This window comes from Roseibium sp., from assembly GCF_051016195.1.
Lineage (GTDB): Bacteria > Pseudomonadota > Alphaproteobacteria > Rhizobiales > Stappiaceae > Roseibium.
This window is the reverse complement of the sequence record NZ_CP134616.1, coordinates 3,797,783-3,820,131: the sequence shown is the minus strand read 5'-3', so window position 1 is coordinate 3,820,131 and position 22,349 is coordinate 3,797,783. Positions and strand designations below refer to the sequence as shown.

At 58.6% G+C, this 22,349-nt stretch carries 22 protein-coding genes; 9 read left to right on the top strand and 13 right to left on the bottom strand.

Annotated elements, in window-relative coordinates:
• Positions 1–23: 23 nt before the first annotated feature.
• Positions 24–1,649, bottom strand: coding sequence for a hypothetical protein (locus RDA78_RS17425; RefSeq protein ID WP_434051083.1), 1,626 nt, complete (start codon positions 1,647–1,649; stop codon positions 24–26).
• A 320-nt stretch (positions 1,650–1,969) separates the two neighbouring features.
• On the opposite strand from RDA78_RS17425, the gene RDA78_RS17420 reads away from it, so the two are divergent.
• Positions 1,970–2,356, top strand: coding sequence for a helix-turn-helix domain-containing protein (locus RDA78_RS17420; RefSeq protein WP_434051082.1), 387 nt, complete (start codon positions 1,970–1,972; stop codon positions 2,354–2,356).
• Positions 2,357–2,368: 12 nt separating this feature from the next.
• Positions 2,369–2,632: a hypothetical protein gene (locus RDA78_RS17415; protein ID WP_434051081.1), complete on the top strand. Its 264-nt coding sequence runs from the start codon at positions 2,369–2,371 to the stop codon at positions 2,630–2,632.
• A gap of 395 nt (positions 2,633–3,027) precedes the next feature.
• Here RDA78_RS17415 and RDA78_RS17410 read toward each other — a convergent pair whose 3' ends face one another.
• The 9 genes from RDA78_RS17410 to RDA78_RS17370 form a co-directional block, all read right to left on the bottom strand.
• On the bottom strand, positions 3,028–3,786 hold the full coding sequence (locus RDA78_RS17410; protein ID WP_434051080.1) for a hypothetical protein: 759 nt from the start codon (positions 3,784–3,786) through the stop codon (positions 3,028–3,030).
• A 277-nt stretch (positions 3,787–4,063) separates the two neighbouring features.
• The gene (locus RDA78_RS17405) at positions 4,064–5,002 is read right to left on the bottom strand and encodes an acetamidase/formamidase family protein (RefSeq protein ID WP_434051079.1); all 939 of its coding nucleotides are present in this window, start codon (positions 5,000–5,002) and stop codon (positions 4,064–4,066) included.
• Between the two features lie 9 nt (positions 5,003–5,011).
• Positions 5,012–6,043, bottom strand: a complete 1,032-nt coding sequence (locus tag RDA78_RS17400) for a branched-chain amino acid ABC transporter permease (RefSeq protein WP_434051078.1) — start codon at positions 6,041–6,043, stop codon at positions 5,012–5,014.
• The gene (locus tag RDA78_RS17395; RefSeq protein ID WP_434051077.1) at positions 6,040–6,936 is read right to left on the bottom strand and encodes a branched-chain amino acid ABC transporter permease; all 897 of its coding nucleotides are present in this window, start codon (positions 6,934–6,936) and stop codon (positions 6,040–6,042) included. Before RDA78_RS17395 ends, RDA78_RS17400 begins: the two co-directional genes overlap by 4 nt.
• A 1-nt stretch (position 6,937) precedes the next feature.
• A complete protein-coding gene (locus tag RDA78_RS17390) occupies positions 6,938–7,642 on the bottom strand; it encodes an ABC transporter ATP-binding protein (RefSeq protein ID WP_434051076.1) in 705 nt (234 codons plus the stop codon).
• A gap of 53 nt (positions 7,643–7,695) precedes the next feature.
• Positions 7,696–8,850 (bottom strand): ABC transporter substrate-binding protein, encoded by a 1,155-nt coding sequence (locus RDA78_RS17385; protein ID WP_434051075.1) that lies wholly within the window; start codon positions 8,848–8,850, stop codon positions 7,696–7,698.
• A gap of 25 nt (positions 8,851–8,875) precedes the next feature.
• Entirely contained in the window at positions 8,876–9,601 is a 726-nt protein-coding gene (locus tag RDA78_RS17380; protein ID WP_434051074.1) for an ABC transporter ATP-binding protein, read from the bottom strand.
• On the bottom strand, positions 9,601–10,911 hold the full coding sequence (locus RDA78_RS17375) for a glutamine synthetase (protein ID WP_434051073.1): 1,311 nt from the start codon (positions 10,909–10,911) through the stop codon (positions 9,601–9,603). Before RDA78_RS17375 ends, RDA78_RS17380 begins: the two co-directional genes overlap by 1 nt.
• The gene (locus RDA78_RS17370; protein WP_434051072.1) at positions 10,901–11,767 is read right to left on the bottom strand and encodes a MurR/RpiR family transcriptional regulator; all 867 of its coding nucleotides are present in this window, start codon (positions 11,765–11,767) and stop codon (positions 10,901–10,903) included. Before RDA78_RS17370 ends, RDA78_RS17375 begins: the two co-directional genes overlap by 11 nt.
• 93 nt (positions 11,768–11,860) lie before the next feature.
• Between RDA78_RS17370 and RDA78_RS17365 the strand changes: the two genes are divergently transcribed.
• Together RDA78_RS17365 and RDA78_RS17360 are read left to right on the top strand one after the other, a co-directional pair.
• Entirely contained in the window at positions 11,861–12,652 is a 792-nt protein-coding gene (locus RDA78_RS17365) for an N-formylglutamate amidohydrolase (protein WP_434051071.1), read from the top strand.
• Positions 12,649–13,290, top strand: coding sequence for an isochorismatase family cysteine hydrolase (locus RDA78_RS17360; RefSeq protein ID WP_434051070.1), 642 nt, complete (start codon positions 12,649–12,651; stop codon positions 13,288–13,290). The genes RDA78_RS17365 and RDA78_RS17360 overlap by 4 nt, the downstream gene beginning before the upstream one ends.
• A 68-nt stretch (positions 13,291–13,358) precedes the next feature.
• On the opposite strand, the gene RDA78_RS17355 is transcribed toward RDA78_RS17360, so the two are convergent.
• The 3 genes from RDA78_RS17355 to RDA78_RS17345 all read right to left on the bottom strand — a co-directional run bounded on the left by RDA78_RS17355 (position 13,359) and on the right by RDA78_RS17345 (position 16,048).
• On the bottom strand, positions 13,359–14,222 hold the full coding sequence (locus RDA78_RS17355) for a sugar phosphate isomerase/epimerase family protein (RefSeq protein ID WP_434051069.1): 864 nt from the start codon (positions 14,220–14,222) through the stop codon (positions 13,359–13,361).
• A complete protein-coding gene (locus RDA78_RS17350; protein WP_434051068.1) occupies positions 14,219–15,127 on the bottom strand; it encodes an NAD(P)-dependent oxidoreductase in 909 nt (302 codons plus the stop codon). The genes RDA78_RS17355 and RDA78_RS17350 overlap by 4 nt, the downstream gene beginning before the upstream one ends.
• 207 nt (positions 15,128–15,334) lie before the next feature.
• On the bottom strand, positions 15,335–16,048 hold the full coding sequence (locus RDA78_RS17345; protein ID WP_434051067.1) for an FCD domain-containing protein: 714 nt from the start codon (positions 16,046–16,048) through the stop codon (positions 15,335–15,337).
• A 259-nt stretch (positions 16,049–16,307) separates the two neighbouring features.
• Here RDA78_RS17345 and RDA78_RS17340 point away from each other — a divergent pair, with 259 nt between their 5' ends.
• The 5 genes from RDA78_RS17340 to RDA78_RS17320 all read left to right on the top strand — a co-directional run bounded on the left by RDA78_RS17340 (position 16,308) and on the right by RDA78_RS17320 (position 22,337).
• Positions 16,308–17,423, top strand: a complete 1,116-nt coding sequence (locus tag RDA78_RS17340; protein WP_434051066.1) for a mandelate racemase/muconate lactonizing enzyme family protein — start codon at positions 16,308–16,310, stop codon at positions 17,421–17,423.
• Positions 17,424–17,607: 184 nt separating this feature from the next.
• Positions 17,608–18,645 (top strand): TRAP transporter substrate-binding protein, encoded by a 1,038-nt coding sequence (locus RDA78_RS17335; RefSeq protein ID WP_434051065.1) that lies wholly within the window; start codon positions 17,608–17,610, stop codon positions 18,643–18,645.
• A gap of 252 nt (positions 18,646–18,897) precedes the next feature.
• A complete protein-coding gene (locus RDA78_RS17330; RefSeq protein ID WP_434051064.1) occupies positions 18,898–19,749 on the top strand; it encodes a TRAP transporter small permease subunit in 852 nt (283 codons plus the stop codon).
• On the top strand, positions 19,749–21,377 hold the full coding sequence (locus RDA78_RS17325) for a TRAP transporter large permease (RefSeq protein ID WP_434051063.1): 1,629 nt from the start codon (positions 19,749–19,751) through the stop codon (positions 21,375–21,377). Before RDA78_RS17330 ends, RDA78_RS17325 begins: the two co-directional genes overlap by 1 nt.
• Before the next feature lie 12 nt (positions 21,378–21,389).
• Entirely contained in the window at positions 21,390–22,337 is a 948-nt protein-coding gene (locus tag RDA78_RS17320; protein WP_434051062.1) for a phytanoyl-CoA dioxygenase family protein, read from the top strand.
• Positions 22,338–22,349 lie beyond the last annotated feature (12 nt).

Genomic DNA, 22,349 nt, shown 5'->3' with positions numbered 1-22,349 from the left:
ACGTGCAGGAAAGCATCGGACAGTCAGGGCTTTGGCCGCCCGGACAGCGCAGCCGTCAGGCGCGCGTCTTCCAGATAGGGGTCGTTGCCGAAGCGGATCAGGCCCTGTCTCTGGACCCAGACGGACTGGTGAGAAACGACCGCCATCAAACCGCCTCGGGCTGGAAACGTGACCGTATCCTGCCTGGAAATCCGGTCCTCGATCCCATCGGCGGGCAACACCCGCGGCTCGATGATCTGGCCGAGAATATCCAGTCCGTTGACGATTCCGAAGGCTGTTTTCGGCAAATAGGGATTGCAGAAAAGGTCATCGTCCGGCGTGGCTGCGAGATCGAAGAGTTGCAGCCTCTGTTCCTGCCGGAGCCGGTAGGCATATTGACCCAGCGGATTCTCGCTGGACGCCGGCAAATACAGCGCATACTGCTCACGATTGCTTGCCCGCTCGATATCACGCAGGCTGGCTTCCTTCCAGGGAAGCGCATCAAGCGGCACGTCGGCGCCGCTGCGTTTCAGATAGTAGCCGGCCGCCTCGACCTGCTCGGGGTCCTGCTTGAGGCGCGGCAGCAATTCCTTTCCGAAAAACTCCCACGGCACCTGCCAGGTCGGATGGAAGGTGACGGCCTCGATTGTCGTTGCAAGTGTCGTGTGGTTCCTGTCCGGGCAGTTCGGATAGGCCTGCCCTTCGCGCATGACCCGTCCATCTTGGAGGAACACATAGGTGTTCTCACCCTTGTTCACGTAAAGCTGCAGCCGGGAGTACTCGTTCGGAAGCCACCGAATGCGTTCCAGGGCGTTGGTTAACTGCTCGATCCGCCGGTCCACGGGTATATTGAGTGCGCGGATCAGACCGGGTGTGACCTGGCCGGAAATCTCAAGTCCGTAACGCAAATGCGCTTGCCCCACTGCGAAGGCCAGGCGTTTGTCGTAAGCCGTATCGTCAGATGCCTCCGCCAGGAAACCGTCTTCGAAGAGCCGCTGACGCAGATCGGGAACGGGGGCGGAACTCGGGTCCAGGAAAGTGAAGCCGCCGGAATCCTGAATGTCGTAGAGGTGCTGCAAATGACCTTTGAGACGTCTGTAGGTATCGTCCTGCGGTTGCCAGACGTCGATGAACGCCGACATTTCCTCCGATGACGTCAGCCTCGACAACGCGTCAAGCGTATCGATCGAGTTGGAGGGCATGTAAGCGTCCGGATAAAGCACACGGGGCGAAACGCGCCCTGCCCTCAAATCATGCGCATAGTCCAGAAAGTGACCGGTGTAGAGCAACTCGACCCAGGCAATGTCAGCAGGAGACGAAAGACTGTTGAGCGAAGCAACCGCATTTTCAAGCACGTCAGCCGGGTAGTCTTCGGGGCGAAGACCCTGGAGATATGCCAGTTGCATCTCGCTGGTAAGCTCGTGGCTGCGCGGCTGATCAAGCCAAAGCAGTTGCGCATTATCGGAATTGTAGAAAGCGGAAATTTCGTTCCGCCGCTTTTCCACGATCAGCGGCAGTCTCTCGGGCGATGACAACAGCCAGCGGACATTGTCGAGCGTTTCATCGGCAAGGACTGCTGCGGGCAGCAAAAACGAAAAGGAGACAACAACTGCAATTCTGGCGATAACACGCTTCATCCGGTCAACCCTCGGGATGTCGTTGGCTTTCATCATCACATCTTTGATGCGGGCCCGCATCCGATTTTTGTCCATCAGAATACGCATGCATCCGGCAGCCGGATGTCAACGCCAATCCGCAAGCTTCGAGCGCCCTGGATTGACATGACAGGCATCAACTGAAGCGAATGCGCCTTTTGCCTTGTTCTCTGTGCCGCAGTAACCGGCCGGTCACAAATTCCTCCGCGCCGTTAAGCACAATCGCAGTTTCCTGGTGGATCGCCCTTCCCCAGGGAGAGTCTGACATTGCATTTTGTGTCGCATCACGTAATATTCGTTAAGAGTTTGGTAACAAATCTTACGGGACGCGTAACATGGAATCACCTGCGGGTGAAAACGGCTTCGACGTTACAACCTGGGCAAACAATGCCATCGAGGCCAGCGGAATGAAGAACACCGAGGTTGCGGATCTGCTGCGCCTCACGCCAGCATCCGTGTCGCGAATTCGCAAGGGAAAACAGGCCCTCAGCGCAGAACACATGCTGTTGCTGTCAAGGGAATTGAAAGCGCCGCTGCCCGGTGAGGTCCCCCCGGAAGCGAGCCGGGATCGCCAGAGCCTGGACAAGGAGCTATACCTGAAGGCTCTGGAAAGTGTTGTTGAACAGAACAACCGGAAACCGGAACATCAGCGCATGAACCAGTTCGAAATTCTGGAAAGCGTCTTCTTTGTATATGAGGCTCTCGTCAAACTGAAAAAATAAACGGTAGAAAACATGAGTGTGCAAGAATTTACGAACGAACAGCTCGAGTTCCTCGAACTATTTGAAATTGCAGCCAGATACGACTGCCTGTATCTGCTGGACTTTCATTGTTTCAACATGTTCAATCACGACCAGACCAGTCTATTGACGGATGCGGAGCGTGCAGAACTCGCCGTTGAGGCCCGAGGCGATATTTTCGCCGAAGCAATTCAGCGCGGATTTCAGCCCAACCCGGGACCCTTTGGACAGATAGATGAGCAAAAATACCTTTGTTGAGCCACTTCCGCTCTCAAACGTTGAGAACGGTATGGCGGGTGAGCGGGCCCAGTTCCTGCTGAACACCTGGAAAGAAAACCGAGGCGTGATGATCCGGGACAGTCGGATGACGAAGTTGAGCCCTTGGCTCCTTCTCACGCTTCCCTCTGCCAATCCGGGCGACGTGCCGACGATCACGTTTGCGGGCAAGGAAACCACCTTCAGGCGGTTCTTTCCCCATGCTCTGGACCCGGAAGCGCAAAAACCGGCAACCAGCTTCCTTCCGCAAGTCTACCGCAAGGGGGTCGCAGACGGATATCAGACCGTCTTCAGGGGTGATCCTTGGCTGGACATTCAGCGGACCGGGAACCGCCTTGGTGCCGGCGTTCCCGACATGACGCTGCAACGGCTCCTGGTCAGGTTCGAGACCCGTTCGGGGATTGTGAGAATATTCTGTCTGATGGAATTGCTGGAAATCCACGAGCGACGCGATCTATCAGATCACACACATCATCAACGCTATTGCCGGCAAAAATCAGATTGGCATCCAGCGTACCAGGCAGCGGTTCGGCCCAGCGCAATGCATGGTGCGAGCATCTGGTAAACCCGCATTCGCGCCAGAACCCGTCCAGGAATGTGTGGCCCTGGATCCAGCCATAGTAGAAACCGGCTCCCCAGTCGTGCAACGCCTCGATCTGGGCGAGCTGGTTCAGCAGTCCACCCAGTTTGTGGCGTCTCCATTCGCGGGCGACATAGGTTCCACCCAGATAGACGACATCACCGGTGATCCGCCGTCCAACGCGCGGCTGGTCCTCTTCCAGGACAACCTGCCCTCCGAGCGCATTCGGATAACAGCGGTGAAAATACTTCCGCCAGAAATCCGTGAGCGTCATCGGATACTCCATTCTGTCGAAGCGCGCGCAGACCCGGCCAGCCAGCTTGCCGTCCTTGTCGGTCAGCGCTAGCCAGAAGGCCTGTGACGGCGTGTAGGTGTTCAGCGTCGGTGTGAAGTGGCCTTCAAGCGGTGGAAATCCGCTCTCCGCAGCCATGGCTTCAATCAGGTCGAAATCGGAACCTCGCCGCAGAACAAGGCCGAGAGACTGAAACTCCCGGTCGATCACGCCCCAGGCGCGCTTGACCTGAGCCTTGTCCAACTCAAAATCCAGTCTTTGCATGGATCTTTCAGCCCGATTGACGTCCGATTACACGATCTGCAACTCGGTATTGCGCGTCGGTCAACAACCGGCCCCACCGCGCTGGTTGCGACAACTGGGCCGGATGTTATCAGAGTCGGTTCAGGAATAGACGCCGCGTCAACGCCTTAAACAGGATTTTTTTCCGCAAAGGCAGGCTCAATGCATACGTAGAGTTAAACCTGAATGGGCTTCCACCAAGTTTGGGATCGCGCGACGCGAAAAGGGCATTACGCCAAAATTAACTTCGGCACCTATGTCAGTCCAGCACGCTCTTGGGAAAATAGAAGGAAACGGTCCAATTGGGCATGTCGACGATTTCCGAGATGCGAAGATCACCGCAGACCGAGCACAGCATATAGGCGTCAAGCGCGCTCATCCCGGTCGTTTTACAAACCCAGTCAACCATGCCCGACACCGCGTCGCGTGCCGCCTGCATCAGATCTTCTCCGATGCCGGTCGTCGCCTTGTAGCCCTTCGCATCGAAATGCCGTGTCACCGGTCCGTTCGTTTCAAAGCGGGGAAACGGGTAGTTCGCCTGTTTGATCAGGTCCACCTTTATCGCGACGTCCATCGGACTTTCGATCGCCGTTCCGCAGATTTCGCCGTCGCCCTGCGCAGCATGGGTGTCGCCGAGCGAAAGCATGCCGCCGGCAACCTCGACGGGCAGGTAAAGCGTTGTCCCGACTGAATTATCCCGGATGTCCAGATTGCCGCCAACCCGGCGCGGCGGCACCACCGAATGCAGACCGGGTTCGGCAAGCGCCAGCCCGATCGTACCGACGAAGGGTTTCAGGGGAACGGCCCCACCCGGCCCATAGAGCGCGGGTTTCATGGAGACGGAATCATACGTCCAGATATGCAGCGCCGGATCCGGAAACTGGTCTGTGAGCAGTCCGAAACCGGGGATATTGGCAGTCCAGCCCCAGCCGGACGGTTTGAAATCAAGAAAGGTGATCGCCACGGCGTCGCCCGGCTCGGCCCCCTCGATGAAGACCGGCCCCGTGACCGGGTTGACCTTGTCGAAGCTCAGATTGCCGAGATCGGCAACCGTCGAATTCGCATTGAACTGCCCGCCCGAGCTGTCAATCGTTTCCAGCTCAATGGTTTCGCCGGGCGCAACGCTGAGGATCGGATCAATCGAATTGTCCCAGCCGAAGTGGTGCGCGTGCTTGTGGATCGTATGATTGCAGGCCACGTCTTCCTCCTAGAAAGTCTTGCGAACGAACAATGTTTCGATTTCCCGGTTCCCCATGATACCCGTCGGTCTGAGCGCCATTGTCAAGACGATGACCGCACCGAGTGCGATCCCGGAGAGCCCGAGCGCCTCGGGCAGTTCGATGCCAAGCAGGACGGGCCCGGTTTCCAGATACCTGACGCCTTCCAGACCGAATGAAATCAGGAAAGTTCCAAGGACTGCCCCGGTAACGGTTCGCATGCCGCCCAGGATCAGCATCGCAAGTGTCAGGAAAACATGATTGAAATAGAACGGCCGGGCGGAAATCGTACCGAGGAAATAGGCATAACAGATACCGGCAACTGCCAGGATAACCGCGCCCAGCACCCAGGCGATCAGGCGCAGCTTGTAGATCTCCACCCCCATCGCGGCCGCGCCAACCTCGTCGTCGGCGCTGGCCCTGAGCTGGATACCCCATCGGCTCTCCCGGAACAGCCGGCACACAACCACCGCCACGATCGAGACAGCCACCACCGAGCTCAGGTCGAACACCTGGGGAATTCCGAAAAACGCCTGATTTCCCTTGAAGATATCCGTCCGGTACAAAAAGACCGCATGCACGATTACCAGAACAGCAAGCGTCACGATGGTGGCGCCTATGCTGGTTAGCCGGACGATGAAGAGGCCGAGAAGAAAGGCCAGGACCGCAGTTATCACGATGGCGATGGCGGCGGAAAGGACCGGGTCCAGCGAAAAGTCGGCGAGCCCCCAGGGAGCCGCGGGCAACGAAATCTTCTTGATGTTTTCCGGCGTGACGCACAGGGCCGCGGCATAGGCCCCGACCCCCATGAAGGCGCTGTGCGAGAGATTGGTGATCCGCGCATTTCCCATGAATACCTGCAGGCCGAGAACGACAATCAGATTGACATAGGCCGAGTAAACGAGCCGGACCTGGTAGCGCGATCCGAAATAAAGCGTCGCCACGCCGATCACAACCAGCACGGCGGCCAGCAACGCAGCCCCGACCAGTCCGGATCGCTGGCTCTGGTTCAGCCGGATCACAGCTTGTCTCCCTTCTCGACGGCCGGAGACAATATGCCGTCCGGCCGCCAGATAAGGATCAGCGCCACGATCATGAACACGAAGGCATCGGTCATGCCCCCGAGGCTTTGGGGCAGCATCACCAGCATCGCCACCTCGACGGCTCCGAGCAGAAACCCGCCGAGAACAGCGCCCGGCAGACTTCCGAAACCGCCGACCACACAGGCGACAAACGCCTTCAGAACAGGGTCGAAGCCCAGATGCGGATCGACACTGCCGCGCCGGGCCATGATGAAGATGCAGGCAAGCCCGGCAAGAAGGCCCGAGATCAGAAACGCCATCGCAAACACGCGGTTGGCCTTGATGCCGGTGAGCCTCACCATCTCAAAGTCGAGAGACGCTGCCCGCACTGCCAGCCCGAGAACGGTGCGGCGCAGAAACAGCATCAGGGCGACGATGACGACGATCGTTGTGAGCGTCTCGAAAACCTGGAGCGAGGCAAGACGTATTCCGGCGATCTCGATCGGCCAGTCGAGAAAATAGAGCGAGGTCACGGCAATCGGACGCGGTGACACGAACATCAGGAAAACGTTCTGAAGAACGATGGAGACACCGAAGGCGGTCAATAGCCCGGTTGTTGGATCGGCCTTGCGCACGGGCCGAAAGGCGACCCGCTCCAGCGTGAGTGAGGCCAGCATTGCCGCAATCACCGCGCCGCCCATCACGATCACCGGATTGCCGATGGCGAGCGATGCGAAGGCGACCATGGTGTAGCCCCCGACCGCAATGATCTCGCCATGGGCGAAATTCACCAGTCCCATGATCGAAAAAACGATGGCAAGACCGAGGGCCAGCAGTGCGTACTCGGCACCGAAACTGAGTGCGTTCAGAACCTGCTGAATGACATATTCCATATCAGGCGACCCCCGTAAGCTCTGCCATCAGCTTGTCGCTCTTTCCAAGGTCTTCGGCGGTTCCATGCGCAACGATCCGGCCCGAACTCATCAGGTAGGCGTAATCCGCCAGCTTGAGCGCCTGCGTCGCATTTTGCTCAACGAGCAGAATTGTCATGCCCTGATCTTTCAATGTGCCGATCAGATCAAAGATCCGCCGGACGATCTTCGGCGCAAGACCCAGGCTCGGCTCGTCCAGAAGCAGGATCTTCGGTCTCGCCATCAGCGCCCGGGCAATCGCCAGCATCTGTTGTTCGCCTCCGGACAGCGTGCCGGCTGCCTGCTCCCTGCGCTCGGCCAGGATGGGGAAGAGCGAAAACCAATGCTCGATGTCCTTGCCCTTCTCCGTTTGGTCCTTCTGCAGCGCCGCGCCCAGCTTCAGATTTTCCAGGATTGTCAGGTTGGAGAAAATTCGCCGTCCTTCCGGAGAGACCGCGATGCCCGAGGCAATGCGCGCCTCGACGCTATCGCCTGAAATCTCGCGATCCTCGAACCGGATCGACCCGGTCGCGCGCGCGATTCCGGTGATGGCTGAGATGGTCGATGTTTTCCCGGCGCCGTTCGGCCCCAGAAGCGAAATGCACTTGCCCTTTTCCACGTTGAGGGAAATGCCATGAACCGCTTCGATCGGTCCGTGAAAGACGTGGAGATCCTGGATGGTGAGCATTCGGTCCGCCTGGCTGGCGCGGCCATCGTCAACAGAAGGCCGCGCCGGTGTCGTCAGTTCCAGTCCGTCGGAACGTTGGCCGGAATGTCGTTCGTGATCAGAACGCGCTTGCCGTCCTTGAAACCGATGACCGGGATCGTTCGCTGAGCGTAGGTCTTGGTATCCTTGAACGAAATCGAATCCACCGTCAGAACCGGGACGCTGTCGGCGGACCGGATGGCGTCCGAGACCGCAGCCGGGTCAAGGCTGCCGGCGGCTTCAACACCGAACTTCACCGCCATGATCGTGTCCGCTCCCGTTGCCGGAAAAAGACCGCCGACCTCGAAGCCCATGTCCTCGCATTCCTTCATGAATTTGACGACCGCGCTGTCCGCGTGGCTGGGTGCGAGCGTTGCGAAGAAGACCTTGTCCAGAAGGCTTGGATCGTCGGACCCGATCGCGTCAAGAGAAGGATCGTCAAAACCATCAGACCCAATGACCCATGCGTCGATGCCAGCGCTGCGCAACTGGCGCACGAGCACGCCGACATCGGGCATGATCGACGAGATGTAGACTGCGTCGGGTGGTGTATCCAGCGCCTTGATCTCGGCGACTTGCGGCGACCAGTCGGATGTTCCGAAGCTGAAATTGAGCTTGGCCTGGACCTTGCCGCCATTTGCCTCGATCACGTCACCAAACCAGAGCGGCGTGCGCGCCGACCAGGAGCCGCCTTCATCCGATGTGAACAGGACGACGTTTTTCACACCCTGCTTGAGGGCGTGGTTGGCCGCCGCCGTCGCCGTGAACGGGTCGGGCGAAACGCCGGTAAAGAAGTTGTCGACGATCCCGGCATGCATTTCCACCTGCGTCGATTGCGGCTGGAAAATCGACACGCCGTATCCGGCGGCCACCTGAGCGACCGGTATCATCGTGTCGGAAAACGGAATGGTGCCGAGCATGACCACACCGTCGTCCAGGAACTTCTGGGCAAGCGAGACAGCTGTCTGCGTGTCCGAGCCCGTGTCCTGGATGAACAATTCGATCGGCATGCCGTTGATGCCACCGTCCGCGTTGATCTTTTCCGCCATGCACTTTGCACCCTGAAACTCCGAATAAGGTGCATAGTCCCCGGTCATTGGAACCGCGAGACCGATCTTGACCGTATCCGCGGCAAAAGCCGGTGTGGCAGCAACTGCGAGCCCGGCGAGTGTAAGTCCGATTTTCTTCACTGTCCCTCTCCTGTTTTGCGCCGCGTCACGCGGCATTGGAATGGTCCTCGCCCAGATAGGCATCTATGACATCCTGGTTTGTTGTTATCTCTCGGGGCGTACCTTCAGCGATCACGGCTCCCATGTTCAGGACCGTGATCCTGTCGCAGAGCGTCATGATGAATTTGAGATCGTGATCGATGACCAGTGTGGCGCAGCCGAAGCGGGTCTTGACCCAGTCGAGTGCTTCGGCCAGCTCTTGTGTCTCCTGCTCGTTCATTCCGGCTGCCGGTTCGTCGAGCATCAGAACCTTGGGGTTGAGTGCGAGTGCGCGCACGATTTCCAAACGCCGGAGATGTCCGTAAGACAGCGCGTTTGCCGGCATGTTCAGCTTGCCCGCCAGGTCGAACCGCTCGACAGCCTCGGCAACCGCAGCGCTGTCTTCGTGTCCTTCGGAGCGCGCGGTAATCTGGGCAACTTCAATGTTCTGTCCGACGGACAGGTTTTCAAAGATGCGCAGGTTCTGGAACGTCCGGGCAATTCCCTTTCGGGTTCTGGCTGCCGCACCCGTCCCGTCCAGAATGTCGCCCGCAAGGGACATGGTGCCGCTGGACGGCGTCAGTAGCCCGGAAATCAGATTGATCAGGGTGGTTTTTCCAGCCCCATTCGGTCCGATGAGACCACGCACTTCGCCCGCTGCCACCTCGAAACTCACGTCGCTGACGGCTCTGACGCCGCCAAACTGTTTCGAAATGTCGTTGAGCACGAGCATTAATAGACATCCTCGTAAGCGGCGCACTTTTGCGCTGTGTCCCTGCCCTCAAGAAAGGCGGCTTCCGCCTTCTTGTGCGCCACGTAAACAGAAGCGAAGTCCGGGTCGAACCAGTTGGTCACGACCTCGTTGCCCGCAAACCGGTGAAGCGCGTCTTCAAGTGTTTCGGGCAGCCGCACGAAACCTCTCTGACCAAGTTCCTCCTCGCTCAGAAATGAGAGATCCTCTTCCGTTACTTGCGGTGCCGCGAGCTTTTCCTCGATCCCCTGACACCCCGCGTGAACGATTGCCGCAAGTGCCAGGTGCGGCGAAGCTGCAGCGTCCCCGGCCCGGTATTCGATGTTGAACTGGCGGGCAATTGTGTCTGGATCCTTCGCCGTCACCGGACAGATACGCAGGCTTGCCTCGCGGTCCTGGAGACCAAGATTGTTGTAGGCCGCGCTCCACCGGTGCGGTGTCAGACGCTCATAGGAAATGACGGACGGTGCCGTAAGCGCGAGAATGCTTTCGAGATATTTGAGGACGCCGGCGGCAAACGAAGCCGTCAGGGCCGAAAGCCCGTGCGCGCCCGCCGCATCGTAGGTCAGCGGTCCGCTATCGCCCACGAAGCTCATGTGGATGTGAACGCCATTGCCGACGCTCGACACATCGCGAATGGGTGTGAACGTCGCCCTCTGCTCGAACCTGCGCGCGGTCATCCGGGTCAATTCGCGCGTGATCACCGCCGCATCGGCCGCTTTCACACCCTCTTCCGGTGCGACGGTCACCTCGAACTGGTCGGGTCCATATTCGCAGATGAAACTGTCGGGCGTCAGGCCGGCCTGCTCAAGAGCCGCCATCAGTGTTTCGGCAAAACCGGCATGCTCGGCATGCCCCTGCAATCCGAAGCCCTGGTGCATCAGGGTCGACCCGCTGGCGAACTGGAATTCATGTTCAAATGCAGCGAGCAGTCGGGCGCCGGTCAGGTCCTTCAGGCGCGACAGGGCAGCGCGCAGGATCGAGCGCGTACAAAACCCCCAGGGCTGGCCGTCCAGTGTCCGGATGTCAGAAAGCATGAAGCGCTCCGCCGGCGCGCCGTCTTCGAAGTCGACGTTGACATCGGCGGACTGATCGGGGACGAGAGCAAGATCACCGAATGATCCGAAGGGGCTGTCGGCAATGGTGTCGAAACAGGTGATCTGCACATTCGTCGGAACCCAGCCCATCCCGCGCTCGCGCCGCTTGTTCAGCTGGTCCGCCGGGAAGGCCTTGCCGCGCGTCTTTCCGGACAGATCGGATGCCGCGGCGAATATCATCGGCTTACGTATCATGTCTGAGTTCCTGCCTCCCCTCCGTAAGGGCATCCCACGCCGACACGCGCTTGCTGTGTTTGGTCCAGTCCGTCTCGGCGACCCGCGTCATGATCGCCTCCATCAGCGTGAACCCGGCGGCGTAGCTGTCCCAGACGGTGCCGCTCTCAACCGGTACGGCGAGCGTTTCGCGCGCGTGGGTCACGGCGGGCGAGAGCCACTTGTCCGTGAGCACAACGACATTCGCCTTTCTTCCGGTGGCCGCCAGCTTTGCAAGATCGGTGACCGTTTTCTGGTATCGGCGGAAATCGACAACGAAGAGCACGTCCTTGCCGCGCATTTTCAGGAGGCTGTCGGGCCATGTTTCCGGGTCCGGGTCGATATGAAAGACATCGTCGCGCAGCCGCTTCAGGTGGCGGCTGAGATGCTGAGCCACAAGATCACTCACGCGCCCACCCATGACGAAAATCCGTCGGCCCGGATCGCTCAGGAGGCCGCACACGCGTTCGAACTGTGCATCGGTGATGCTCTGCGCCATTTCATCGATGAGGGCATTGGCCCGCCTTGTGAAATCTCCCAGAAACGAACCATCGACCTCGCGCTCGACCACCATCAGTTCGATCGGTGAACGCTGGCTCGCTTTAAGCTCCTGGATCAGCCTGCGCTGAAAGTCCTGATAGCCCTGAAACCCGAGTTTCGACACGAAACGCGAGATCGACGGAGACGAAATACCCGTGCGTTCGGCAAGAACCTGGATGGGCTCCAGACCGGCAAAGGGATAGTCCGACAAGAGCGTCGTCGAGAGCTTGCGCTCCGCACCGGTCAACGCCTCCGACGTCCCGGTTATCAGATCACGGATTGTGCTTTGAGCCACCATGGCATGCACAGTGAGCTTATAAAAAAATCTTGTCAAGCTTTCCTATTTGTGACGAAATGAAAAAAGATTATCAAAACCCCTCTGGAGCTTCACATGCTCAAGGAAGCGGCATATTCCGCGGAAAATATGGGCAAAACCTTCCTCTCTGACGCGGACCCGGAACCGGTCGAGTGCATCAAGGGACGAGTGGACGCAGACGTGGTGCTTGTGTGTGAACATGCCGGGCGCGCCATTCCGGAAAGGCTTGGGACGCTCGGACTGTCACCGGAGGATCTGGACCGGCATATTGCCTGGGATATCGGTGCTCTCGCCGTCTCCGAGCGAATTGCGGCAAATCTCGGCGCGGATCTGATAAAGCAGCGCTACTCACGGCTCGTCTATGACTGCAACCGTCCCTTCGAAGCACCTGACGCGACACCTGAAGTGAGCGAGGACATCGCGATCCCCGGCAACAAGAACCTTTCGCCCGGGGAACGGAGCATCCGCAAGCGAATGATCTTTGACCCCTACGATGCCGCGCTCACCGCAATACTGGATGAACGACCGAAACGGGCGGCCTTTGCCATCCATTCCTTTACACCGGTCTATCTGGGCAAACACCGCCCCTGGCATCTCGGCCTCCTGTCAAGAACGGACCCCGAAACCGCCGAAATCATTGCGGCCACCATGCAAGGACGCGACAACCGGTTGCTTGTCGGCAAGAATGTTCCCTACATGATCGAGGAGGACAGCGACTGGTTCATCCCGCGTCACGCAGAGCCGCGCGGTCTTGCCCACTGCCTGATTGAAATCCGCAACGATCTTATCGACACCGAGAAAGGCCAGGATCTCTGGGCCGGTCATCTGACGGCCGCCTTCAGGGACGTCCTGGAGAAAAGGAAATGATGCTGACCCGCGAAGTCCCGCTTGTACCGGAACAGTCCGGTCTGCTTTTCATTGACGTCCAGAATTTTGCCGCACATCGCAGGGGCGCGGAATTCGAGGGACTTTCCCACCAGGAGTTCGACCGGAAATACGGCTGGTTCTTTTCGGAAATGAAGGCCCGCGTGGTGCCCAACATGCAACGGCTTCAGAAGGCCTGCCGCAAGAGCAATATCGAAGTGATTTACACGACGATCGAAAGCCTCACGAAAGACGGTCGCGACCGCAGCCTTGACTACAAGATTACCGGCTTCAATGTGCCCAAGGGTTCCTGGGACGGGAAGGTCATTGACGAACTGGAACCGGGAGACGACGAGATCCTTTTTCCCAAATCCTCGTCTTCCGTTTTTGTCTCCACGCATATCCACTACGTGCTCGGCAATCTTGGTATCCGGCAGCTCGTGATCAGCGGCATCGTCACCGATCAGTGCGTGGAGAGCGCGATCCGCGATGCCTGCGATCTCGGCTACCTCGTCACCCAGGTCACCGACGCCTGCCTGACCTACACCCGGGAAAGACACGACAACTCGCTGAAAACCATCAAGGGATACTGCCGGCAGGTCACGACGGACGAGTTGATTGCCGAACTCGGCAACGCCTGAAAGGTGTGTCTGTTGAAATGCCCGGCACCATGTTCAGCGCCGGGCACTTGACCGTTGAAAGGTAATATCTACCCGAAAAGATCCTTGAACCGGTCGATGCCGAGGCGGAAGCCGGCCTCGAAGTCACCATTGCCCGGATGGTAGACGCTCTCGAAGGAAATCACGCCGTCATAGGCATCTGCCTTCAGGGCCGCGGCCATCGGCGCAAACTGATCCGCGAGTTGCCCCTCGCCCATCCGCCTGACTTCAAGTGTCGCCCGCGGCGTGTCGACAAGCACATCCTTTATGTGCACGTGGCCAAGGTAGCCGTCTTTCACCTCATCATAGCCGTCCGGAAAAGCCTGCTCGTGGCACCAGCAATTGTTGGCCGGATCCCAAAGGACCTTGAGCGCATCCTTGGCATCGAGGTCGTCGATCAGCTTGCGCGCGGTGTAGTTGGAATTGACCATCGTACCGTTGCCGGTTTCCACGGCTAGCGTCAGTCCTTGCGATCGTGCAAGCTCGACCGCCGGTGCGATAAGGGGAAGCGTTGCCTCCCACGCCCCCTTGGCGACGTTCCACTTTTCAGCGCCGCCCTTGCCCCAAAGGATCTGTTCCTTCTTGTTGGTCATGATCCGGACCAGCGGCGAACCGAGTTCATGCGCCATGTCCATGACACGCTTCAACGCATCCATATGCGTTGCATGGAGTGGATCTCCCGGCTTGTTCGCCGTGGTCAATCCGGCAAAGACGTGCCGGGACAGACAACTGACCGGCTTGCCGTGCGTCTCCAAGAGAGCCTTGATCGTGGCGATCTCCTGGCTTGAATGATCGCCAACCTCTTTTTCTCCGACAAACTGCAGTTCGGCATAGTCCAGGCCGAACTCGTCCATCACGGTCAGTGCGTGACCGAGATCACGACTGATTCCGTCGCAAATGACACCGAGTTTCATGCTTTCTTGGCCTCCTCGCGATGGAGTTCAGCCCCGATAATCTCCTCGATCACGCGCGTGCAGATCCAGTTGTCGCCATTCGGATACTTCGTCTTGCCCGCGTGGAAAATCTGCATCGCGGCAGCGGCCGTGTGAAGCGGCACGCCGAGTTCCTCGCCAAGGTTCATCGAAATGGTAAGATCCTTGTGCATCGTGTTGATATGACTCCCGGTTCCCTCGAACTGGCGGTCTATGATTTTCTGGAGCGCGTTGTTGACCACCCCGCATCCGGCCGACGAGGTGGAAAACACATCGAGGATCACCTGCCCGGGCACACCCGCCTTCGCCGCCAGTGCTGCGGCTTCGAAGGTTGCGGAGAATTGCGAGCCGATCAGCGACTGAAGGCACGCCTTGACCGTCTGGCCGTCACCGGCGCTTGTTCCCACGCGATGTATGTTTGCCGAGACGGCTTCCATCACCGGCTTGAACGTATCCAGAACAGCGTCGGGCGCAGCCGCCATCATGGTCAGCGTGCCGCCCTGCGCACCCGGAAAACCGCCCGAGACGGGACTGTCGATCAGGTGGATACCGCTGCCTTCGAGCAATGCACCAATCTCGCGGCCTTCCCGCGGCTTGACGGTGGCCGTCAGGATTATGACGCTTCCCGGCGCCATGGTCTGGCGCAATCCGCCTTCGCCGAAAATGACGTCCTTGACCTGGTCGCCATTCATCACCATCACGAAGACCGCGTCCGCTCCGTTGCCGACATCACCCGCGCTCGCCGCAAGGGTTCCGCCCATCGCCTCGAACGCGTTCATCCGGTCGGGAGAAAGATCAAATCCCCTGGTTTCAAATCCGTTTGCGATCAGGTTCTTCGCGAGCCCCGAGCCCATGTCACCCAATCCGATCACACCTGTCTTTTGCATCCAAAATCCTCCGGTTGCACAACGAGATAGGCCGGCAGGGCGTTGACCTGCCGGCATCGATATGCGGGATTTCAAGCGATGGCTCCCCTTCAGAGTTACCAGCGCCGGGCGGGTCCGGAAGACACCCGCTGCCCAAATCGAGCCCTCATGCCGGTTCCTGAACACATCCTCGCGACGCTGCAGGAAGCCGGCTGGCATGACGCTTTGCTAGAACGTCTCCTCCACATATTTCCAGGCCGCGCTCAGATGCGAGACAAGAGCTTCCTCGGCACGGGCCGGATCCCTCTCGAGGATCGCATCATAAATGGCCTTGTGATCCATATAGACGGATCGGTTGTGATCATCCGAGCGTGTCATGCGTGCCCAGTTCGGCGACAGCCAGGCCGTGAAGCCCTCATGCAATGCCGGAAAGATCGGGTTGCTGCCAATGCGATAGAGAACACCGTGAAAGGCGATGTCCGTCCGGAAAAACTCCTCGGAGTTATCAAGCGCCTTTTCGTTGGCCAGGAGCGCGGCCTTCAGATCGGAAATATGCTCCTTCGTGGCGTTGAGCGCAGCGTCTCTGACAAGGCCGCGTTCGATAAAAACCCTGCTTTGATAAAGGTTCTGAACCCCGCCCGGTTCGTTCAGGAGATAGCGCACGATTGTGCCCGTGGCGTTGAGAAGCGTGCCGTAGTCGGGCCTGCGCACAACGGGCCTGAATCTCGGCCGCAACTCTATCAGCCCGCGATTGGCAAGCGCCGAGATCGCCTCGCGCACGACGGTCCTCGACGTACCGAACTCTTCCATGAGATCGCGTTCGGGCGGCAATGGCTTGTTGTTCGCCAATTCACCCGACGCGATACGGGCTTCAAGCGCGGTCACGATCGTGTCCGCCGCCCGTTTTTCTCCCTGTTTGTCCGGCATCGTGGCAGTGGCCAATTGGTTGTACCAAACTCTTGTTTACTTTGACCACAATGCTATGCTCCCATATTGGGCGAAAGCAAGCGTTTCCGCACATCATTTGATCACTATAAAAAAATACCAGCAAAAACAATGGCTTAAAATATTTTTTAAATCGATTTAAATGGATTGCCGGGAAACGCTCTTGACTCACCTTTCAATTCGCGCTCTGCTCCCCACGTACTTGGTCGAACCAAAACAAATAACATAGTGTTCTTGGCATCTTGGGAGGGATACCTTGACAACCATCGTCAGCGTATCCGTCAGGCTGTTTCATATTCCGCTTGCCGAGATACTGGTCGATGCAAAGCATGGCGATCATACCCATTTCGAGTTGGTGACCGCGACCCTCGTGCTTGACGATGGCAGCACGGCAACCGGTTATACCTACACCGGCGGCAAGGGCGGTCATGCGATTGCAGCGATGATCGAACACGACCTCGCGCCATTCCTGCTCGGAAAAAATTCCGAAAACGTTGAAGCCCTCTACGAAGAGATGCAGTGGCACGTCCACTATGTCGCCAGAGGCGGCATCGCATCCTTCGCGATCTCGGCAGTCGACATCGCCCTGTGGGACTTGCGCGGACAAAAGGAAGCTCTACCCCTGTGGAAGATGGCCGGAGGAAAGGGCCGAACCTGCAAGGCCTATTGCGGCGGCATTGATCTCGGCTTTCCACTACCGAAACTGCTCGACAGCGTTCAGGGGTATGTCGAGCGCGGCTTCAACGGCGTGAAGATCAAGGTGGGGCGTCCCTCTCTTGAAGAGGATGTCGCCCGCGTTGCTGCTGTACGGAAGCTCATCGGCCCGGACGTCGCCCTGATGGTCGACGCCAATTATGCGATGAGCGTGGATGAGGCGATTGCTGCGGCAAACGCTTTCAAGTCCTTTGACATTCTGTGGTTCGAAGAACCGACGATTCCCGACGACTACAAGGGATATGCGGCCATTGCCGAAGCGACGGGAACACCGCTCGCGATGGGTGAGAACCTTCATACCATTCACGAGTTCGGCTATGCGCTCGAACAGTCGAAACTCAGCTTCATTCAGCCGGACGCCTCCAATTGCGGAGGTATCACCGGTTTTCTGCAAGCAGCCGAGCTCGCAGGACGGCATGGCGTCCCGGTGTGCAGTCACGGCATGCAGGAACTGCACGTGAGCCTGCTGGCGGGAATTGGCGGTTACGGCTGGCTCGAAGTCCATTCGTTTCCGATCGAACAGTACACAAAGCGGCCTCTGGTAGTCGAGAACATGCTGGCCATCGCGCCCGACGAACCGGGTGTCGGTGTGATTTTCGATTGGACAAAACTGGAAGCAGAGGATTTGCTGTCCAGGGAGAGACGGGGAGCTGCCTAAGCGCGGAGCGGGACCATCACCGTGAAGCAGGCAGCTTTCAAGGCCGCATCGGATGATCGGCCGAGGGGGAACAAGCTCCATGCAGGCTTTAGGGCCAAGTGGAGCAAATCGCTGGAACACCAGCAAAAGCGACCGGAGGAATGATGACCCCCGGTCTATTGGAGCAACTTGGGAGGAATAAGGAATGCTCAAGAAACTGACGAGAACCATGCTCGCAGGCGTGGCAACCGCCGGCCTCGCCCTTTCCATGGGCGCTACGATGGATGCCAACGCACAGGACAGCACGAAGCTTCGTATCCAGACGCACTTCTCCACGGAAACCCTTTCCGGCCAGATGGCGCAGGAGTTCATCGATGACGTCACTGCGATGTCAAACGGCGAAATCGAAATCGAGATGTTCTTCGCCTCTTCCGTCGTCAAGTCCGCCGAGACTTTCGATGCCGCGGCAACGGGTATTCTTGACTGCGACATGACAGGCGGCGCTTACCAGACCGGTAAGAACCCTGCGTTCCAGTTTGCAGGCGACCTGACCGGTGGTTACCAGAACCCCTACCAGCAGTATGCTTGGCTGCTGCATGGCGGCGGTTATGAAAAGCTGAACGAACTCTACAACGCCAACAACATGGAGTTCATCGGCTGGTGGATCCCGGGCCCTGAGTCCCTGTCCTCGACCAAGTCCTTCAAGGGCGTCGATGACCTGAAGAACTGGAAGTTCCGTTCGCCTCCGGGCGTGATCACGCTGATTTTCGAAAAGCTCGGCGCATCACCGATCGTGATGGACTTCAACGAGATCTTCACCGCGCTTGAAACCGGCATCATTGACGGCGCCGACGCCGCCAACATAACCAACAATGTCGGCCTCGGCCTCTATGACATTGCAACGGAAACCAACTATCCCGGTTTCCACTCCATGCCGGCTGACCACCTTGCCTGCCGCAAGGACGTCTGGGACGCAATGCCGGATCACCACAAGGCGATCCTGAAGGTTGGAATGCAGGCGCTTGGCCTGAAGAACTCCACCATCAACGAAGTGAAGAACGCCCAGACGGCGAAAGAACTTCGCGAAAAAGGCATCGCGCTGAACACCTGGTCCGACGAAGATCTCGCGATCTACCGTCAGGCTGTTCAGGACTCCTGGAAAGAGTTCGCAACCACGCCTGAGTCCCAGGAACTGCTGCAGAGCCACCTGGACTTCCTGCGCGATCTCGGCGCAATGCAGTAAGACTGGCACACAGTCGAACAAGACCTGGCGGCGGAGCATGGCTCTGCCGCCATACCCTTCCCCGGACGCAACTCGAAGAATGGTGTGAATACGAGCAAGCTGGGGACGGTGAGGATTGCCGGCGACAGACGGCAATTCATCTGAATTTTCTGTTTCTGGCACCGGCGCAGAGCGCTTCGTGACAAAACAGCGGGGAAGATTGAAGGGGCAGCCCATGCGCGCGGATCTACGCATTTCCGATCGGGGGAAAAGATGAAAGAGCAAAAGTCCGGCGGATTACGGGAATGGGTCATTCCCGTCGCATTTGCGGTTTGCGCAGGCTGGGTCATCTGGCACGGTCCTGCCTACATTCTTGATTTCTTCCCGCATGCAAGTGAAAGCATGACCGCGCAGATTACCGAACTTCACGAGCGCAAGGATGTGTCCCCTGGCCTGTCCGGCATGTTCGGCGGCATCATGGACATCATCGACTGGGCGGCCCTGTTGCTTCTGCCCATTCTGCTCGTGGTCGGCATGCGCAGCGTTGTCCATGCCCAGATGGAATACCCCGATTACACCCGCTTTGATTATTTCGCGCTGTTCATCGGCCGCGTGGTCATGTTGCTGATCATCATCATGACGCTGGTCATGCTCTATGAGGTGTTCCTGCGATATGTGATTGAAGCGCCGACTTTGTGGGCCAATGAACTGACGCTCTGGATCGCCGGTTTCGTATTTCTGCTCTCCGGTCTCTACGCGATGCAGCAGCGCTGCCACATCCGCATCTTCATTCTTTACGACATCCTGCCCAGGCCTATGCGCCACGCCTGCGATGTCGTCTCGGTACTCATGATCTGCCTGTTCGCCTTCTTCCTTGTCTATGGAAGCTACAAACAGGTCTTTGCCATCAAGTTCCACCGTTGGGAAATGTTCGGGACGGCCTTCGATCCGCCGATCCCTGCGACAATCCAGCCGATGATCCTCATCGTCGCCGTGCTCGTCGCCATACAAGCCGTCGCCAATCTGATTGCCGACTGGGACAAGCAGCCGACCGAAATGGAAGAGCCTGACATCATCGACGAAGAAGAGCTCGAAGCAATCAAGAAAAGCGTGGGTGCAAAGTAATGGACGTCGGCACGATCTCAATAGTCCTGGTATTCGGACTTCTCTTCCTGCTCGGCATCGGCATGCCGCTCGGCTTTGCCTCGGCGATCCTGGCCGCGCTGGTCATGATCATGAAATTCGAGCCGACGCTGCTCACCGATCCGACGAGTTTCGGTACGGGCCTTCTCACCAGCAATCCGGGCACCGGCCCCCTTTATCTGCTGACCCAGAAGATCTTCGACCTGATGACCGAGTACGTGCTGATCTCGGTGCCCTTGTTCATCTTCATGGCTGCCTTGCTGGAACGCTCCGGCATTGCCAAGCAGATGTATGACAGTCTGGATTTCTGGCTGAGCCGGGCGCGCGGCGGCGTTGCCATCGTGACCTCCATCATGGCGGTTCTGATGGCGGCCATGTCCGGCATCATCGGCGGCGAAGTCGTTCTTCTCGGATTGATCGCCCTGCCGCAGATGCTCCGCCTCGGCTACAATCAGAATCTGGCGATCGGCACCATCTGCGCCTCCGGCTCGCTCGGCACGATGATCCCGCCGTCAATCGTTCTCATCATTTACGGCCTCATCACCGAAACGTCGATCAAGGCGCTGTTCACGGGAGCCTTCATACCCGGCTTCATGCTGGCCAGCTTCATCATGATCTACATCGTTGTCCGCACGCAGCTCGACCCGTCCCAGGCACCTCTGCCGGAGCCGCGCGAGGGCGATCCGGAAGGCGGCGAAAAACTGATCATGTTCGGTGGGTTCGTCAGTGTTGTCGTTTCCGGTGTCATGGCAATCCTGATCGCCCGGATCGCATTCCTGACGGTCACGGGACGGAATGACCCCTCTGCCGAGGCGTTCGAACCACCTCCCCTGGGGATGGTCTCCGACCTCCCCTGGCTGATCGGCATCGGCGCTCTGGCGCTTCTGTTTATCTTCCTGGTCGCCGGACGACAGAGAACTGCCTCCGGCTGGGAACACGGCAAGGGCCTCGTGCCGCCGCTCGCTGTCATCGGCATCGTTCTTGGGTCCATTTACGGTGGCGTTACCGGCATTACCGAGGCTGCCGGCATGGGAGCAGTCGCGGTGTTCCTGATCGCCCTCTCCCGGGGAGAGGCATCCGTTGATCTGCTCTGGGTGTCCATGATGCGCACCTTGAGGTCTACGGGTACCATCATCTGGGTGACAATCGGCGCGGCAACGCTTGCCGGCGCCTATACCCTTGCCGGTGGCCCCACTTATATCGCGCAGCTCATCATTGGTGCTGAAATGCCGACGATGCTGGTGATCCTGACGATGATGGTGATCCTTCTGTTCATGGGGGCCTTCATGGACTGGGTCGGCATAGTGCTCTTGATCATCCCTGTGTTCCTGCCGATCGTGAAGCGGCTGCCGATCGAAGAGATCGGCTTCCTCGGCACGTTGTCGCCGCAGCATGTCGCGATCTGGTTCGGCGTACTTTTCTGCATGAACATGCAGGTCAGTTTCCTGTCGCCACCCTTTGGACCCGCCGCGTTCTACCTGAAATCGGTCGCACCGCCGCATATCTCGCTCACCGACATTTTCCGGGGTTTTCTTCCGTTCATCGGTGTACAGTTGGTGGCGCTTGCGGTGCTTCTGATCTGGCCGACAATTGTTACACTGCTGCTTTGAGGACCTCACATCATGCTTAGTCAAGGCGATGTCGAACTGTTCCGAAAACAGGGCTATCTCGTTGTCGAGGGCCTGCAGGACGAGGACGCGCTAACGAACGTCCGCAACGAGTACAGCACGCTCATGGACGACCTTTACGGGTCGTGGCAACAGGACGGCAAGGTCCCGCAGCCACACGCGGGAATGGGTTTCTGGGACAAGCTGGACCGGGCGTACAGGGGCGGCTTCGAATGGTACCAGCCCTTCGACATCAGCCTGCCGCATTCCGGCATTTCGGACGACACGCCGATGCATTTCGGACCTGCCGTTTTCGACATGGCGACGAACGCGAACATCCTGGATTGTGTCGAAGCCCTGATCGGTCCGGAAATTTCCTCCAATCCGATCCAGCATGTCCGCATCAAACCGCCGCAACACGCGGTTGCGGCCTCCGAAAACCGCGCCCATGTTATCGCCACCGACTGGCACCAGGACCAGGGTGTCACCCTGGAAGAAGCGGACGAAACCACCTTCGTGACAGTCTGGCTGGCGATCACGGATGCGACGATTGAAAACGGCTGCCTGCAGGTCGCGCCAGGAGCCTATCGCGAAATGCTGCCGCATTGTTCCAGGTCACAGGTTGGAATTGCCGAGCCGTTTCTTCCGAAGGACGAAGCCACGCCGGTTCCGGTCAAGGCGGGCGGCGCGGTCATCTTCCACCCGCTCACCCCGCACGGATCGCTCGCGAACAAGAGCGACCATTACCGCTGGTCGTTCGATCTGCGCTATCACGTAACGGGCCAGCCGTCGGGCCGGAGCCATTTTCCCGAGTTCGTCGCGAGATCGCGCAGCAATCCGGCGTCTGAACTCAAGGATTGGCGTCTCTGGAAGAAAATGTGGGAAGACACCCGCCATCATCTCGCGCATAGCGACCATATACCTCAGCATCGCTGGGGCAACGACGCGCCCTACTGCGCTTAAGGCGCACACCAA

Excerpts from the sequence above, each read along its gene's own strand:
- RDA78_RS17415 (WP_434051081.1), top strand. The coding sequence starts at position 2,369 with ATGAGTGTGCAAGAATTTACGAACGAACAGCTCGAGTTCCTCGAACTA.
- RDA78_RS17330 (WP_434051064.1), top strand. The coding sequence starts at position 18,898 with ATGAAAGAGCAAAAGTCCGGCGGATTACGGGAATGGGTCATTCCCGTC.
- RDA78_RS17395 (WP_434051077.1), bottom strand. The coding sequence starts at position 6,936 with ATGGAATATGTCATTCAGCAGGTTCTGAACGCACTCAGTTTCGGTGCC.
- RDA78_RS17355 (WP_434051069.1), bottom strand. The coding sequence starts at position 14,222 with ATGAAACTCGGTGTCATTTGCGACGGAATCAGTCGTGATCTCGGTCAC.
- RDA78_RS17350 (WP_434051068.1), bottom strand. The coding sequence starts at position 15,127 with ATGCAAAAGACAGGTGTGATCGGATTGGGTGACATGGGCTCGGGGCTC.
- RDA78_RS17425 (WP_434051083.1), bottom strand. The coding sequence starts at position 1,649 with ATGAAAGCCAACGACATCCCGAGGGTTGACCGGATGAAGCGTGTTATC.
- RDA78_RS17335 (WP_434051065.1), top strand. The coding sequence starts at position 17,608 with ATGCTCAAGAAACTGACGAGAACCATGCTCGCAGGCGTGGCAACCGCC.
- RDA78_RS17375 (WP_434051073.1), bottom strand. The coding sequence starts at position 10,911 with ATGATACGTAAGCCGATGATATTCGCCGCGGCATCCGATCTGTCCGGA.
- RDA78_RS17320 (WP_434051062.1), top strand. The coding sequence starts at position 21,390 with ATGCTTAGTCAAGGCGATGTCGAACTGTTCCGAAAACAGGGCTATCTC.
- RDA78_RS17360 (WP_434051070.1), top strand. The coding sequence starts at position 12,649 with ATGATGCTGACCCGCGAAGTCCCGCTTGTACCGGAACAGTCCGGTCTG.
- RDA78_RS17390 (WP_434051076.1), bottom strand. The coding sequence starts at position 7,642 with ATGCTCACCATCCAGGATCTCCACGTCTTTCACGGACCGATCGAAGCG.
- RDA78_RS17370 (WP_434051072.1), bottom strand. The coding sequence starts at position 11,767 with ATGGTGGCTCAAAGCACAATCCGTGATCTGATAACCGGGACGTCGGAG.
- RDA78_RS17380 (WP_434051074.1), bottom strand. The coding sequence starts at position 9,601 with ATGCTCGTGCTCAACGACATTTCGAAACAGTTTGGCGGCGTCAGAGCC.
- RDA78_RS17410 (WP_434051080.1), bottom strand. The coding sequence starts at position 3,786 with ATGCAAAGACTGGATTTTGAGTTGGACAAGGCTCAGGTCAAGCGCGCC.
- RDA78_RS17325 (WP_434051063.1), top strand. The coding sequence starts at position 19,749 with ATGGACGTCGGCACGATCTCAATAGTCCTGGTATTCGGACTTCTCTTC.
- RDA78_RS17420 (WP_434051082.1), top strand. The coding sequence starts at position 1,970 with ATGGAATCACCTGCGGGTGAAAACGGCTTCGACGTTACAACCTGGGCA.
- RDA78_RS17365 (WP_434051071.1), top strand. The coding sequence starts at position 11,861 with ATGCTCAAGGAAGCGGCATATTCCGCGGAAAATATGGGCAAAACCTTC.